Raw genomic sequence first — 15,264 nt, 5'->3', positions numbered from 1 at the left:
GTCCCGCCCTGACGACAACCCTGCCGACCAGGTGGGGCCGACAGGGCGGGGCGTCCGGCTCTCTCGACTTTCATCGCCAGATCACAGATAAGGAGACGAACCCAGAATGGGGAACGTCACGTTGTTGACCGCCGACTCCGACCGGGTGCACGACGGCTCGCATGAGCCGACCGGGGAGGAGAGCTTTCAGGAGAGTTGGTACCTGACCTTCTACGATCCGGGCACGGGTATCGGCGGGAACTACCATCTCGGGCTGCAAACCCCAAGGGGGCGAGCCGACGTCTGGAACTGGACCGTCGTGGACAACAAGGTCGCCGGGCATTTCGAGTCGCTGACCCTGCCGCTTCCGGACGGCGATCTCTCCGATCTCACACTCGGGGGCCTCGACATCACCACTGTCGAGCCGCTGCGAGCCTACGACGTGACGGCGACCTATCCCGACAGTGATCTGACCGCGACGGTCCGTTACGAGGCGTTCACCGATCCGTTCGCGTTCGGCCTCGACGGCAAGGGTGTGCAGATCGGATCGAGCCATTACGAGTCGTTCGGCCGGGTGACCGGCACGGTGTCCACCGGTGGGACGGAGACCGAGTTCTCCACCTGGGCGTTTCAGGACCATTCGTGGGGTCCGCGCAGCTGGTCGAGTCTGAGGTCGCACCGTTGGATCTGTGCGACCTTCGGCGACGACCTGTTCATGTCGGTGGCGGGTTTCGTCACAGACGCGGGCAGCCGTGTCTCGGGTTATGTGTATGACAACGGATTCCGGGCCGTCGAGCGGGTCTCGTTCGGGATGTCCGTTGATGACGACGGCTACAGTCCGACGGGCTGCGATGCCAGGATCTGGACGACGGACGGCCGCGGATACCACGTGCAGGGGCGCTCGGTGGTTGCCGACGCGAACAGCCACGACGAGGGGTTCTTCGCCGGTGACGGACTCACCGTCTTCGAAATGGGAGGACGCCTGGGTACGGGGTTGTTGGAGGTCGCCGAACTCAAGTCGCTGACTCCCGCCATGGAGGCCGCGCTCGGACGGGGTGCGGCGCGATGAGCTCGCCGACGATCGTCCTCGACGGCGTTGCGAACTTCCGTTCGCTGGGCGGGCTCCCGACGACGGACGGACGACGGGTCCGCGACGGCGTGCTCTACCGCACGGAGTCACTCGCCGGCCTCACCGATCTGGGGCGAGAACAACTCGCGGAACTGCGCATCGGGTCCATCTGCGATCTCCGCAGTCCCGGCGAGGTCGAGCGGGCGCCCATCGTCTGGCCCGACGGCCAACGGCCGCATGAGATCCCGGTCGCCACGCTCCCGGATGCGCGGGTGGCGGGCGTGGATCTGATCAGGCGTGTCCTGGCCGACACCGCCGGTGAGTACATCCAAGAGGTCCTGCTCGGTAACGCCGAGCAGATGCCCAGTGCCTTCGGGGAGAGCATGCGGGGCGTCTTCGACTCGCTGGAGGACCCGCAGCGTCGTCCGCTGGTGGTCTCCTGTGTGGCAGGCAAGGACCGGACGGGGTTCGTCACGGCGGTCATCCTGGCCACGCTCGGCGTGGAATGGGACGCCATTCTCGGTGACTACCTGCTGACCAAGGAGTTCTTCACCGCCGACCGGTTGTTCAACTCGATGGTTGTGTGGCTCGACGAGCTGCCGGATCCGATCATCACTCCGGAGGAGCTCCATGAGAGCTCGGCGCTGCCGGAGTATCTCGAGGCGTCCTTCGACGCGATCCGCGACGAGTTCGGGGGATTCGACGAGTTCCTCGCCGGCCCCTGCGGGATGGACGCCCGGCGACGCAACCGTCTGAAAGATCTGTTGCTGGAGTGAGCGATTCCTCCGTGACCGCTGCGCCATTCGACTTGACAGTTTCATCATGAGGAATACAGTGATTGGTGTCACGACTCGAAAGGAAGGTGAGGGGCGATGACCGACCGCGTTCAGGACGCGAACCGCCAGCCGCGCACACGTAGTGGTCCGCTGGCGGGTGTTCGCGTCGCCGACTTCTGCTGGATGGGAGTCGGATCGGTCGCCACGAGGCTCCTCGCGGACTTCGGTGCCGAGGTGATCAAGATCGAGAACCGCAAGCGACTCGACATGCCGCGCCGTCTGCCGATCTACAAGGGCGAGGTCCGCTCCTACGGTGAAGAGGACGCGAATCCGGACCCCGAGAAGGGCGGGCTCTTCAACAACTACGCCCGCAACAAACTCGGCATCACCCTGGACATGTCGCAGCCGCGGGGCCGCGAACTCGCCGACGAACTGATCAAGGCGTCCTCGGTCGTCACCGAGAACTTCGCGCCCGGCGTGATGGAGAAGTGGGGGCTGACCTACGAACACCTCCGCTCGCTGCGCGAGGACGTCATCTACGCACGGATGAGCGGATACGGCCACAGCGGTCCGTACCGGAACTACCGCAGCTACGGGCCGGTCATCCAGGCGGTCAGCGGTTTGTCCTTCAACAGCGGTCTGCCCGGCCGCGAGCCGTCCGGCTGGGGACTGTCCTATATGGACAATCAGGCCGCCTACTACAACTCGGCGGCGATCCTGATGGCGATCTACCACCGCAACCGCACCGGTGAGGGAACCGAGATCGATGTCTCCGCAACGGAGGTCGGTGTCAATCTCCTCGGCGCGGATCTGCTCGACACGCTGGTCAACGACCGCCCGAGCCGGCGACCCGACTTCCCGCGCGGCAACCGCCTGGAGTTCCCGCAGGCCGCACCACATGGTGTGTACCCCACCGCGGGAGACGACCAGTGGGTCGCCATCGCGGTCTTCGACGAGCAGGACTGGCGTGGCTTCGTCACCGCCCTCGGGAACCCGGAGTGGAGTGCCGACAGCCGGTTCGCCACCCAGGCTTGCCGTTTCGCTCACCAGGACGCGCTCGACGAGTACGTGGGGGAGTGGACGAGATCTCGCGACAAGTACGACGTCATGGCCCTTCTGCAGGCGGTGGGTGTGGCCTGCGGTGCGGTCCAGAACTCGGCTGACCTCGACCGCCTCGATCCCCAAATCGCAGAGTACGAAACATTTTTCGAGCTCGACCACCCGGTCATCGGGACCGCCAAGTTCGAGGGCGTCCCGGTGGAGTTCGAACGCGGCGGACCCGACAACTGGCGTTCGGCGCCGTTACTCGGCGAGGACAACGACTACGTATTCGGAACCATCCTCGGTCTCGACGAGGCCGAGCGCGCCGACCTGTCGGCGGCGGGAGTCATCTGACATGAACGCTTCACACCAATCCGGCACTCGCCCCTTCGAGGGACTGACCGTAGTCGAACTCATCGACGATCCGGCCGGGGAGTACACCGGCAAGCTGTTCGCCGATCTCGGTGCGGATGTCATCAAGGTCGAACCGCCACGCGGCGCACCGAGTCGGCATCAGGGTCCCTTCATCGGAGGCGAGGACAACCCGGACCGAAGCCTCGAGTTCTGGTCGTACGGAACCAGCAAGCGCAGCATCGTGGCCGACTCCGCCGACGAGGACGACATCGCGGTGGTCCGGGCGCTCTGCGGTCGCGCGGACATGCTCATCGTCGACCGCGAGGAGGCCGTCGAACGCTTCGGCGCCTCGTTCGACGCACTGCGCGAACGCAATCCCGGTCTGATCCTCGTGGTGATCTCGCCGTTCGGTCTCAAGGGCCCGTGGGCGGGGTATCGGACGAGCGACCTCGTCGCCCTGGCAGCGGGTGGTCTGCTGAACAGCTGCGGCTACGACGACCACTCGATTCCGCCGATCCGCCCCGGGGGCAATCAGGGCTATCAGCTGGGTGCGATCTTCGCCTATATGGCGGCGATGCTCGCCCTCGTCGAACGACAGAGCAGCGGGCAGGGACAGATCCTCGACGTGTCGATCCACGGCGCCAACGCCGTCAGCGGCGAGCTGGCCAACCCGTACTGGTTCTATCCGAAAGCCGTTGTCCAACGGCAAACCTGCCGACATGCACAACCGGTTCCGACCCAGCCGGCACTGTTCGAATGCGCCGACGGCGCCTACGTCTACCTCGCCCTGATCCTGGCCGACCAGCACATGTGGAGGGCCCTGGTGTCGTGGATGGACGAGATCGGCGTCGCCGCAGATCTCGTCGAACCGGAGTATGACTCGCTCGAGTACCGCCAGGAGCAGTTCGGTCACATCCAGCAGATGATCGAGGTCTTCTTCATGATCCAGGACTCGGCCACCGCCTACGACGAGGGACAACGACGAGGCCTGCCCGTCGGACCGCTCAAGTCCTTCGAGGAACTGCCCGCCGATCCCCAGCTCGCCGCCAGGGGGTTCTTCACCCAGGTACCCGATGGCGAAGGCGGAACCATCACCTATCCCGGTGCGCCATGGCAGTTCTCGGCCTTCTCGTCGCGGCCCGGCCGCGCTCCGCGACTCGGCGAGCACACCGACGCGGTGCGGGCCGAGGTCGCCGCCGGTACCGGCGTCCAGTCGGCGAGGGCCTGATGTCCGCGTGGAAGCCCGGGGCATGCGCGATCGTCGGCATCGGCGCCACCGAGTTCAGCTCTGACTCGGGTCGCGGGGTCCTGACCCTCGCCGCCGAGGCGTCACGCGCTGCGCTCGACGACGCGGGACTGACCCCCGCCGATGTCGACGGCATCGTGCGGTGCGACATGGACGATGTGTCGGCGCCGGCTCTTGCACACGTGCTGGGGGTCGGGGACATCGACTACTGGGGCGAGAACGGCCCCGGCGGCTCGGGCCCCGCGGCGATGATCGGCCAGGCGGTCGCCGCGATCAGCGCGGGACTCGCGACCACCGTCCTGGTCTACCGGTCGCTGAACGGCCGGTCGGGCAAACGCTTCGGGCTCGGCGCGGGTGAGGCCGTGGCGGCCGGCGGGAACAGTACCTTCGAGGAGTTCTTCGCGCCCTACGGGATGCAGACGCCCGGACAGTTCTTCGCCATGGTTGCCCGCCGCTATGCGCACGACCACGGGCTCGACGACGATCGGTTGTCGCGGGGCCTGGGCGGTTTCGCAGTCGGCTGCCGAACGCACGCCAATGCCAATCCCGATGCGGTGTTCGCCGGACGTCCGATGACCATCGATGCGTATCTCGATTCCAGGATGCTGGCGGACCCGTTGCGTCTCTTCGACTTCTGTCTCGAGACCGACGGCGGCTGCGCGGTCGTGGTGACGACGGCCGAACGTGCCCGTGATCTACGTGGTGTGCCGGCCGCGATCGCCGGTGTCGCCCAGGCGACCGGCAGCCACGTGCAGCCGGGAATGATGTACCCGGTCCTGATGCGTCCCGACATCACCGCCTGGCCGTCGCGGGAATGCGCCGCCAAACTGTACGACCGCAGCGGAATCGGACCCGACGACGTCGACGTCGCGCAGATCTACGACTGCTTCACGATCACCGCACTCCTCCAACTCGAGGACTACGGTCTGGCCGCGCCGGGGGAAGCCGTGGATCGTTGCGCGACCGGACAATTCGGCCCCGGGGGTCGACTGCCGGTGAACACGGCCGGCGGAAACCTCTCGGAGGGCTACATCCATGGACTCAATCACGTTCTCGAGGGCGTCCGGCAGATCCGCGGGACATCGACCTCCCAGCGCAAAGGCGCACGGGTGTCGCTGGTGACCTCGGCGCCGCCGCCCGGCGCGAGCGCATTGATGCTGGTGGCGTCATGACCGACATGTCCACACCGCGAGCGCAGGCGGCTCGGAGAGTCCGTTCCGGTCTCCCGCCGGTCACCGAGGACCCCGATACACGTGGATTCTTCGAGGCAGCCGCCGGGGGTCGCCTCGTGGTGGCCGAATGCGCGGAATGTCGCCGGATCATTCATCTCCCGTCCTCCTTCTGCGCCGACTGCGGTCGCCACTCGGTGTCCTGGCGTGAGGTCGCACCGCGCGGGGTGCTGCACTCCTGGACGGTGGTCGAACACCGAGTACACCCGGACTTCCCGGTTCCTTACACGTGCGTTCTCGTCGGCCTCGAGGAGGTTCCCTGGGTTCGCTTGCTCGGGCATCTCGACGGGCGCCCGGAACTGGCCGTCGGGATGCCGATGGTCGCCGAGTTCATCTCGGTCGGCGGCGTGACGATCCCGGACTGGATGCCCGCAGACACCTGAACACCATGTTCAACGCGCGGACCGGCGCTGTCGGTCTGCGCGTTTCCGTCCGCGGGAGCGGGGTGTCCGAGAGGAGAACCGATGAGCACGGAGCGACATGAGGGCCTGGCACACGCAGTGTTCGGTGCCATCGAACGGGCCGACGCCGACGACTTCCTCGACTGCTTCGCCCATGGCGCGGTGATCGTCCAGAACGGTGGAGAACCGCGTGCCGCAGCGGCGGTCGCCGCGCACATGGGGACCACTGGGCCAAGCACCACCCGGCACACCTACCTCGACATCCGCCGGCAGGTGTTCGACGGTGGATTCGTCGAAGAGCACACCGTCCGATCCGTCACCGGCGACGGTGGGATTCTCGTCCGGCACACATGCGTGGTCTGCGACGTCGACCCGGATGGACTGATCACCGAGATGCGCGAGTACCTCGACAAAGGCCAGTAGCCGATTGATCAGGAGGATTGTCCCGCTGCGTGCTTGACAAACTCCTCATGAGGAATAGGGTGATGGGTGTCATATAGGGCGGTCGGCGCGGTGCCGGCCACGGTGGGTGAAGGGAAACGATGACCGTCCACGAGGTTGCCGGCGTCGAGGTGGTCGACGAGTCGCTGTTCGCCGTCGACGAGGAAGGGCACGTGTGCCTCGTCGGTGCGCGGTGCGTCCACTGTGAGACCGTGACCTTCCCCGTTCAGGAGGGGTGCCCACGCTGCAGTGCGGCGGGGATGCAGCCGGTGAAGCTGCCTCGCACGGGCACGTTGTGGGCGTTCACGGTGCAGGGCTTCGAGCCGAAGTCGCCGTACCGGGGACTCGGCGAGTTCGAACCGTACGGGCTCGGATACGTCGACCTGGGGCCGGTGCGGGTCGAGTCTCGTCTGACGGTGAACGACCCGTCGGCCCTGAACAACGGCGACACGATGAGCCTCCGGCTCGTCCCGGCCCACCTCGACGACGACGGCCGCAGCGTCCACACCTTCGCCTTCGGGCCCGAACACCGAGGGGAACTGTCATGAGCACCCAGAACAGCGCCGAGCGGCAGTCCTCCGAGCAGCCATCGGCAGCGGGCGACGGCGTCGCGATCGTCGGAATCGGTATCCATCCGTTCGGGCGGACCCCGGACCGGAGCGGACGCGAGCAGGGCGCCGTCGCCGTGCGAAATGCGCTGGCCGACGCCGGCGTGGCCTGGTCTGACATGCAGTTCGCGTTCGGCGGAAGCCATTCCGCCGGCGACGCAGACACGCTCGTCGCCGACCTCGGACTCACCGGCCTGCCGTTCATCAACGTCTACAACGGTTGTGCCACCGGAGGTTCGGCTCTCATCAGCGCACGGAACGCGATCGCCTCCGGAGCCCACGACCTCGGCATCGTCGTCGGATTCGACAAGCATCCGCGTGGCGCGTTCAACGAGGACCCGGCCACCCTCGGACTGGGCGAGTGGTACGGGTCCACCGGGATGATGGTGACCACGCAGTTCTTCGCCATGAAGATCCAGCGGTACATGTACGACCACGGGATCAGCGAGAAGTCACTCGCCCTGGTTGCGGAGAAGGCCTTCTCGCTCGGTGCGCTCAACGAGAACGCCTGGCGGCGAAAGCCACTCACGGTCGAGGAGATCGCCGCCTCCACGATGATCAACTACCCGCTCACCCAGTACATGTTCTGCTCGCCGGGCGAGGGTGCGGTCGCGCTCGTCCTGGCGCGGGCCGATCGTGCCCACCGGTACACCTCGAATCCGATCCACCTGAAGTCGGTCGAGTTCCGGTCGCGGCGTTTCGGTTCGTTCGAGGTCTACAGCCCGTGGGCGAGCCCGGAGATGGCCGACGGACCGACGGTGGAGGCGTCGCGCGCGGCGTTCGAGAGCGCCGGCATCGCGCCGACCGACATCGACGTCGCGCAGCTGCAGGACACCGAGTCCGGGGCCGAGATCATGCACATGGCCGAGACCGGACTGTGCACTCACGGTGAGCAGGAGAAGTTGCTGGCCGACGGTGAGACGCGACTCGGCGGACGTATGCCGATCAACACCGACGGCGGTGTGCTGGCCAACGGCGAACCGATCGGTGCCACCGGTCTCCGCCAGATCTACGAGACGGCACTGCAATTGCGTGGTCAGGCCGGCGCACGCCAGGTGCCGGGAGATCCGAAAACCGGGTTCACCCACGTCTACGGGGCTCCGGGAATCAGTGCCTGCGCGGTTCTGGCCCGCTGAGGACTTCCGTTCTTTTCATCAACCGGATGCGCTCCATCCGGATGCGCACGAGTGAGGACACACAATGAGCTGGGGATTCGAAACCGACCCGGAGTATCAGCAGGATCTGGACTGGGTCGACGAGTTCGTCCGGGCCGAGATCGAGCCGGTCGACCGGGTGATCGACCACGCGTGGGACGTCCGCGACGCCCGTCGCAATGCGCTCATCAAGCCGCTGCAGCAGCGTGTCCGTGAACGCAAGCTGTGGGCCTGCCACCTCGGCCCCGAACTCGGTGGACCGGGTTACGGCCAGCTGAAGCTCGCCCTCCTGAACGAGATGCTGGGACGCACGCACTCGGGTCCGGTCGTCTTCGGTTGTCAGGCACCGGATTCCGGGAACGCCGAGATCCTCGCCCATTACGGGACCCCGGAACTCAAGGAGCGCTACCTCGAGCCGCTCATCGAGAACGAGATCGTCTCGGCCTACTCGATGACCGAGCCGCAGGGCGGATCGGACCCGACGGCCTTCGTGACCCGCGCCGAACTCGACGGCGACCACTGGGTCATCAACGGCGAGAAGTGGTTCTCCTCGCACGCCTCGTTCGCGTCGTTCCTCATCGTCATGGCCGTCACCGACCCCGACGCGGACCGGCATCACCGGGCCTCGATGTTCGTGGTCCCCGCCGACACGCCCGGTATCGAGCTCGTCCGCAACGTCGGCGTCTCGGGGCACGAGGCCATCGGCGACACGCACGCCTACATCCGTTACCACGACGTCCGCATCCCCGCCGACCATCTCCTCGGCGAGCGCGGACAGGGATTCGCGGTCGCGCAGACACGGTTGGGCGGCGGCCGCATCCATCACGCGATGCGTACCGTCGGTCTGGTCCGCGAGTCGCTCGACATGATGGTCGAGCGGGCAGTCAGCCGCCGCAGCGGCACGGGCACCCTCGCCGACCGTCAGATGGTCCAGGAGATGCTGGCCGACTCGTGGATCCAGCTGGAACAGTTCCGCCTCCTGGTCCTGCAGACGGCGTGGAAGATCGATCGTTACAAGGACTATCGCAAGGTCATCGCGGACATCTCCGCGGTCAAGGCGGCCATGCCCAAGGTGCTTCTCGACGTCGCGGGCCGAGCGGTCCAGCTGCACGGGTCGCTCGGCATCTCCACCGAGCTGCCGTTCGGGTCGTGGGTGATGGAGTCGTTCCACATGGGACTCGCCGACGGAGCGACCGAACTCCACAAGATCCAGCTCGCCAAGCAGCTCCTGAAGAACGCCGCTCCGGCACCCGGCCTCTTCCCGACGCGGCACATCCCGGCGCTGCGCGCCGACGCCGAGTCCAAGTTCGCCGGCCTGTTCGGGGAGGACTGATCGTGCCCGACCACCCCGATGCGGGTATCACCATGCCCGACACCGGCGTCGAGGTTGCGCAGGTCCGCGACGGCGAGAACCTCGACTGGCCGAAGCTCAACGCGTATCTCGCCGAACACATCGACGAAGTCGACGGCGAGCCGATCGTCGAACAGTTCCCCAACGGGTCGGCCAACCTCACGTACCGGCTTACCTACCCGGGCATCACCCTGGTGGTTCGCCGCCCGCCGTTCGGGACGGTCGCGCCCGGCGCGCACGACATGCGGCGCGAGTACAAGGTCCTCTCGCACCTCCACGCCCACTACCCGCGCGCACCGCGTGCCCTCCTGTTCAGCGATGACATCGAGATCGTCGGCGCGCCGTTTCTGGTCAGCGAGTACCGGTCGGGTGTCGTGGTGTGGAACAGCCTGCCCGACGAGATGAGCGACGCCGATGCCGGACGCCGGGTCGGCCTGGCGGTGGTCGATGCGCTCGCCGACCTGCACTCGGTCGACTACGAGGCTGCCGGCCTCGCCGACCTGGGCAAACCCGAGGGATATCTCGCGCGTCAGGTCCGCGGCTGGACCAAACGCTGGGAGGCCGTGGCCGCCGACGGTGCGGCGGTCATCGGTGAGGTCGGCGAGATCCTGGCCGCGAAACTGCCGGCCGAAGGTGCCGGGACCATCGTCCACAACGACTTCAAGGTGGACAACTGCCAGTTCTCGCGCACCGATCCGGACCAGGTGATCTCGGTCTTCGACTGGGACATGGCCACTCTCGGTGATCCGCTGACCGACCTCGGCACGCTGCTGAACTACTGGCCGGACCCGGCGAACATGACCGCGATGGCCATCCCCGGCCTCGATCGGCTCGGACTGCCCTCCAAAGCCGAGGTCGTGGAACGCTACTCCGCCACCCGCGGCGTCGACCTCGATGTGGACGACCTCCGCTGGTACGAGGCCTTCGGTTGCTGGAAGACCTCGATCATCCTGCAGCAGCTCTACGCCCGGTTCCTGCGCGGTGAATCCACCGACCCGCGTATGGGGGAGCGCGGTCGTGATGTCGTCCCGCTCGGACACCGCGCCCGAGATCTCCTCGCCGGCTGACTCTTTCCCACTCATCACCCAAACCCGGAGGTTTGAAGACGTGTACAGACCAGGCGCCAGACTGAAGAGCGCTGCATGCAGCACCGAGATCGTCGTCGTGCGCCCGCCGAAGTCCGGTGAGATCTCCTGTGGTGGAGCCGCCATGGCCGCGGCCACCGAGACCATCGAATCCGCCCCGATCGCGGACGGCTGGAATGCCGGATCGGTACTCGGCAAGCGCTATGAGGACACCGACAGCGGCCTGCAGGTCCTCGTCGTGAAGCCCGGCGACGGCACCCTCGGCATCGACGGTCGTGCGCTGACCCTCGTCGAGGCCAAGGCCCTCCCCGCATCGGACTGACCCATGGACATCACTCTGCTTCTGGAGATGGCCGCCGACGCGCATCCGGACCGGATCGCCCTCGGCAGCCGTTCGGGTGGGATCACCTATCGGCAATTCGCCGACACCGCGTGCAAGGTGGGCGGCGAGGCAGCCGACTCCGACGCCACGGCACTCGGGCTGCTCGATCTCAACGGCCCGGTGTTCCCGACGCTGCTCTTCGCCGCGGCCTACTCCGGTAAACCGCTGTGTCCGTTGAATTACCGCCTCGCCGATGACGCCCTGAACCAGGCTGTCGAACGTCTGGCGCCGGCCGTGCTCTTCGCCGGTGAGTCGATGCGGTCGAGAGTCGGCGAGTGCGACGGTGTCACGGTACGCGCCTCCGAGGAGGTCACCGCGCCAACCGGATCATCCTCTGCCCCGGACGATCTCGTCCACACCCCGGACGGTGAACGTCCCGCCGTGCTGCTGTTCACCAGCGGCACCACCGGCACCCCGAAGATCGCGGTGCTGCGCCACCGGCACCTGTGGTCCTACATCGTCTCCTCGGTGGAGTTCGGCAGCGCGGGTGAGGACGAGGCGATCCTGGTGTCGGTGCCGAACTACCACATCGCGGGCATCGCCTCGGTGCTGAGCTCGGTCTATGCCGGCCGCCGGATGGTCTACCTGAGCGCCTTCGATCCCGAGCTGTGGGTCGACACCGTGCTCACCGAGGGGATCACGCACGCGATGGTGGTGCCGACGATGCTCGGCCGCATCCTCGACGTCCTCGAGACCCGCGGCCAGACGCTGCCCACTCTGCGGCATCTCTCGTACGGCGGCGGGCGCATGCCGGTCGACGTGGTGGAGCGGGCCATGCGGTGGCTTCCCGAAGTCGGCATGGTCAACGCGTACGGGCTGACCGAGACCAGTTCCACGATCGCGGTCCTGGGTCCCGAGGATCACCGCATCGCGGCAACATCCGCCGACCCGCAGGTCCGTGCCCGCCTGGGCTCGGTCGGTCGCGCACTGCCCGGCGTCGAGATCGAGATCCGAGACGACGCGGGCGCAGCGGTGCCGGTAGGACAGGTCGGCGAGGTGCATGTGCGCGGCGAACAGGTCGCGGGTGAGTACGTCTCGCACAGCGCGGTCGCCGCGGACGGCTGGTATCCGACGCGGGATCACGGCTACCTCGACTCCGAGGGATTCCTGTTCCTCCAGGGCCGCGCCGATGACGTCATCGTCCGCGGCGGGGAGAACATCGCCCCGACCGAGATCGAGGACGTCATCGTCACCCATGACGCCGTCGACTCGGTGGCGGTCGTGGGGGTGCCCGACCAGGAGTGGGGCGAACGTGTCGAGGCCGTCGTCGTTCTGCAGCACGACGCGGGCGGCCAGGACCTGATCGCGGTCCAGATCCAGGACATGGTCCGCGCGGCCCTGCGCTCGACCCGGGTACCCGCGACCGTGCACTTCTGGGATGAGTTGCCGTTCAACGAAACCGGGAAGCTGCTTCGACGCGTCGTCCGTGACCGGCTGTCGACCACCGTCGGCGCCGGCTCGGCGACAGGAGGTGTTCGATGATCCGCACGCTCACCGATGAGGATCGGATGATCGCCGAGGTGGCCGGGGAACTGTTCGAGGGGCATCCGCGGATCCCGAAGGACGACGAGCCCCGCGCCCGCTACGACACCGCGACGTGGCGGCCGGCCGCCGACGTCGGACTGGCCTCGCTCGGCATGCCCGCCGAGGTCGACGGCATCGAGGGTTTCGCGGCCCTCGGAGAGGTCCTGATCGGCGCGGGACGCGCGCTGAGTCCGCTGCCGATTCTCGGCTCGGTCGTCACCGTCCAACAACTGATCGCGCTCGCGGTCCGCGACGAGCAGCGCGTCGGGCTGCTCACCGACCTCGTGTCGGGCGTCTCGATCGGGACCCTCGTCGCCGGTCATCGCGGGAACGCGGTCCGTGTCGAGGGCCCTGCGGACCAGCCGCGCCTGCGCGGTAGCGTAGACGCCGTGCTCGATGCTGCCTCGGCGGATCTGGTCCTCGTGACCGCCGCCGGGCCCGCCGGAGTGGTGCTGTATCGCGTCGAGCCGAGGGACGCGGGCTTCACCGCGAAGCGGACCCGATCCGTGGACCTCACGCGGGAGTACACGCGCGTCGAGCTGGACGACTGTCCCGCACAACCGGTTTCGACGGAAGACCTGGACGCTGCGCTGCGTCGCGTGGAGGATCTCGCCACCGTCGCCCGCGCGTGCGAACAGCTGGGAGCGGCGCGTCGCTGTCTCGAGATGACCACGCAGTACGTTGCCGAACGCATCCAGTTCGGACGACCCCTCGGCTCGTTCCAGGCCGTCAAGCACCAGTGCGCCGACCTCGCGGTCGCCATCGACGACGCGGAGTCCGCGGTCGTGCATGCGGTCTGGGCCGCCGACTCCTCACCCGAGGGGCTGCCGCTCGCGGCCGCGATGGCCGGTGCAGTGTGTTCACGCGTCGCGTACCGCGCCGCCGACACCGCAGTTCACCTGCACGGCGGCATTGGTTTCACCTGGGAGCACCCCGCCCACCTGTATTTCCGGCGTGCGGTCACCGACACCGCCGTATACGGCGACGAAGCCCACTTTCAGGAGCGTTTCCTCGACGCGTCCGGTGTTCGGCTGCAGCTCGACGACGCCGTGCCGTCCCCCCATCGATCCTCGCAAGAGCAAGGAGTCACCCCATGACCACAGATCAGCACATGGACACGACGGCAGGAGCTGCCGGGCGCGCCTACATCGAACGCACAGGTCTCTTCGGCCACGTCATAGACGGAAAGGTCGGGCCGTCGGCGGACGGCACGACGATGCCGGTCATCGACCCGGCCACCGGCGCGCAGATCGCCACCGCCGCCAAGGGATCGGCGGTCGACGTCGACCGTGCGGTGACCTCGGCCCGCGCCGCATTCGACGACGGCCGCTGGCGTTGCCTCGCGCCGCTGGAGAAGGAGAACCGGCTGCGCAGGCTCGCGCAGCTGATCGACCGCGATCGCACGGTCTTCGGTGACCTCGACGCCTTCGACGCGGGTCTCCTGCGTTCCTACACCGTCTTCCTCGAGGACTTCGCCGTCAACGCCACGAACTACTTCTCGGGCTGGCCGTCGAAGCTGCAGGGCACGGTGCCGCCGGTCCCGGCGGGCTTCTCGGCGCAGCACTGGCGTGAGCCGGTCGGCGTCGTGGGGATCGTCGTGCCGTGGAACGGCCCGACCGCGGTCATCGGGTTTGTCGCGGCGGCCCTCGCCGCCGGCAACAGCGTCGTGCTCAAGCCGGCCGAGAACACCCCGATGTCGGCCGTGTTGATGGGCGAGCTGGTCGCCGAGGCGGGTATCCCGGACGGGGTGTTCAACGTCGTCCAGGGACATGGGCGGGACGTGGGTGCCGCCCTCGTCGAACATCGGGATGTCAGCCTCGTGTCGTTCACCGGTTCGGTCGAGACCGGACGGATCATCGCGGCGTCGGCCGCCAAGGGACCCAAGCCGGTCTCGCTCGAACTCGGCGGTAAGAGCCCGTTCATCGTGTTCGCCGACGCCGACCTCGACGCCGCCGCGGCTGCGGCGGCTGCCGGGGTCTGGAGTGGGCAGGGGCAGATCTGCACCGCCGGTTCACGTGTGCTCGTAGACCGGTCGATCCACGACGAGTTCGTCTCCAAGGTCATCACCGCCAGCGAAAGTCTCTCCGTAGGTTCGCCGTTCGACCCGGCCACCGATCTGGGGCCCCTCGTGTCGTCGACCCAACTCGAGAGGGTCAGTGGATACGTCGAGATCGGGCGGGCCGAAGGTGCGTCGGTGGCGCTCGAGGGTGGCCGCGTCGGTGACTCGGGCTTCTTCCACTCGCCGGTCATCTTCACCGGCGTCCGCAACGACATGCGGATCGCCCAGGAGGAGATCTTCGGCCCGGTCATGTCGGTGCTGCCGTTCGACGGCGAGGCCGAGGCGGTCCGGATCGCGAATGACGTCGAGTTCGGGCTCGCCGCGGGCGTCTTCACGTCGGACGTGGGACGTTCGCAGCGGCTGGCGCAGAAACTGCGCGCCGGGACCGTGTGGATCAACACCTATCAGATGGGTTATCCGACGGTGTCATACGGCGGCGTGAAGAACTCGGGATTCGGCCGGACCCTGGGCGAGGAGATGGTGCACGAGCTGACGACCATCAAGTCGGTCTGGACGGCGTATCCCACCGAGTCCCCGGACTGAGGGCTCGCCTGGGAGTAGGGCG

At 67.5% G+C, this 15,264-nt stretch carries 15 protein-coding genes; all 15 read left to right on the top strand.

Translation table 11 applies throughout. The features are described from left to right. Window positions 1-106: 106 nt before the first annotated feature. The 15 genes from H1R19_RS18320 (at window position 107) to H1R19_RS18250 (ending at window position 15,242) form a co-directional block, all read left to right on the top strand. Window positions 107-1,048 carry a DUF7065 domain-containing protein gene (locus H1R19_RS18320; RefSeq protein ID WP_219849757.1) on the top strand — a complete coding sequence of 314 codons (942 nt, stop codon included), beginning with the start codon at window positions 107-109 and terminating at the stop codon, window positions 1,046-1,048. Then, the gene (locus tag H1R19_RS18315; protein WP_219849756.1) at window positions 1,045-1,824 is read left to right on the top strand and encodes a tyrosine-protein phosphatase; all 780 of its coding nucleotides are present in this window, start codon (window positions 1,045-1,047) and stop codon (window positions 1,822-1,824) included. The genes H1R19_RS18320 and H1R19_RS18315 overlap by 4 nt, the downstream gene beginning before the upstream one ends. Before the next feature lie 96 nt (window positions 1,825-1,920). Then, a complete protein-coding gene (locus H1R19_RS18310) occupies window positions 1,921-3,219 on the top strand; it encodes a CaiB/BaiF CoA transferase family protein (RefSeq protein ID WP_219849755.1) in 1,299 nt (432 codons plus the stop codon). A gap of 1 nt (window position 3,220) precedes the next feature. Next, window positions 3,221-4,447, top strand: a complete 1,227-nt coding sequence (locus tag H1R19_RS18305) for a CaiB/BaiF CoA transferase family protein (protein WP_219849754.1) — start codon at window positions 3,221-3,223, stop codon at window positions 4,445-4,447. After that, window positions 4,447-5,637 carry a thiolase C-terminal domain-containing protein gene (locus H1R19_RS18300; RefSeq protein ID WP_219849753.1) on the top strand — a complete coding sequence of 397 codons (1,191 nt, stop codon included), beginning with the start codon at window positions 4,447-4,449 and terminating at the stop codon, window positions 5,635-5,637. Before H1R19_RS18305 ends, H1R19_RS18300 begins: the two co-directional genes overlap by 1 nt. Next, window positions 5,634-6,077, top strand: a complete 444-nt coding sequence (locus H1R19_RS18295) for a Zn-ribbon domain-containing OB-fold protein (protein ID WP_244970748.1) — start codon at window positions 5,634-5,636, stop codon at window positions 6,075-6,077. The genes H1R19_RS18300 and H1R19_RS18295 overlap by 4 nt, the downstream gene beginning before the upstream one ends. Before the next feature lie 81 nt (window positions 6,078-6,158). Continuing rightward, window positions 6,159-6,518, top strand: a complete 360-nt coding sequence (locus H1R19_RS18290; protein ID WP_219849752.1) for a nuclear transport factor 2 family protein — start codon at window positions 6,159-6,161, stop codon at window positions 6,516-6,518. Between the two features lie 119 nt (window positions 6,519-6,637). Next, window positions 6,638-7,084 carry a Zn-ribbon domain-containing OB-fold protein gene (locus tag H1R19_RS18285; protein WP_219849751.1) on the top strand — a complete coding sequence of 149 codons (447 nt, stop codon included), beginning with the start codon at window positions 6,638-6,640 and terminating at the stop codon, window positions 7,082-7,084. After that, window positions 7,081-8,280 carry a thiolase family protein gene (locus H1R19_RS18280; protein WP_219849750.1) on the top strand — a complete coding sequence of 400 codons (1,200 nt, stop codon included), beginning with the start codon at window positions 7,081-7,083 and terminating at the stop codon, window positions 8,278-8,280. The genes H1R19_RS18285 and H1R19_RS18280 overlap by 4 nt, the downstream gene beginning before the upstream one ends. A gap of 64 nt (window positions 8,281-8,344) precedes the next feature. Next, window positions 8,345-9,631 carry an acyl-CoA dehydrogenase family protein gene (locus H1R19_RS18275; protein ID WP_219849749.1) on the top strand — a complete coding sequence of 429 codons (1,287 nt, stop codon included), beginning with the start codon at window positions 8,345-8,347 and terminating at the stop codon, window positions 9,629-9,631. Between the two features lie 2 nt (window positions 9,632-9,633). Continuing rightward, a complete protein-coding gene (locus H1R19_RS18270) occupies window positions 9,634-10,716 on the top strand; it encodes a phosphotransferase family protein (protein WP_244970747.1) in 1,083 nt (360 codons plus the stop codon). Window positions 10,717-10,756: 40 nt separating this feature from the next. Further along, window positions 10,757-11,056 (top strand): hypothetical protein, encoded by a 300-nt coding sequence (locus tag H1R19_RS18265; RefSeq protein WP_219849748.1) that lies wholly within the window; start codon window positions 10,757-10,759, stop codon window positions 11,054-11,056. Window positions 11,057-11,059: 3 nt separating this feature from the next. Then, entirely contained in the window at window positions 11,060-12,598 is a 1,539-nt protein-coding gene (locus tag H1R19_RS18260; protein WP_219849747.1) for a class I adenylate-forming enzyme family protein, read from the top strand. Further along, window positions 12,595-13,737 (top strand): acyl-CoA dehydrogenase family protein, encoded by a 1,143-nt coding sequence (locus H1R19_RS18255; RefSeq protein ID WP_219849746.1) that lies wholly within the window; start codon window positions 12,595-12,597, stop codon window positions 13,735-13,737. Before H1R19_RS18260 ends, H1R19_RS18255 begins: the two co-directional genes overlap by 4 nt. Continuing rightward, window positions 13,734-15,242 carry an aldehyde dehydrogenase family protein gene (locus H1R19_RS18250; protein WP_219849745.1) on the top strand — a complete coding sequence of 503 codons (1,509 nt, stop codon included), beginning with the start codon at window positions 13,734-13,736 and terminating at the stop codon, window positions 15,240-15,242. Before H1R19_RS18255 ends, H1R19_RS18250 begins: the two co-directional genes overlap by 4 nt. The last annotated feature ends 22 nt before the right edge of the window (window positions 15,243-15,264 follow it).

Origin of the sequence: Gordonia jinghuaiqii, assembly GCF_014041935.1 — a bacterium.
Classification (GTDB): Bacteria; Actinomycetota; Actinomycetes; order Mycobacteriales; family Mycobacteriaceae; genus Gordonia; species Gordonia jinghuaiqii.
The sequence above is the reverse complement of the archived record's forward strand: the minus strand, read 5'-3'. Positions and strand labels throughout refer to the sequence as shown.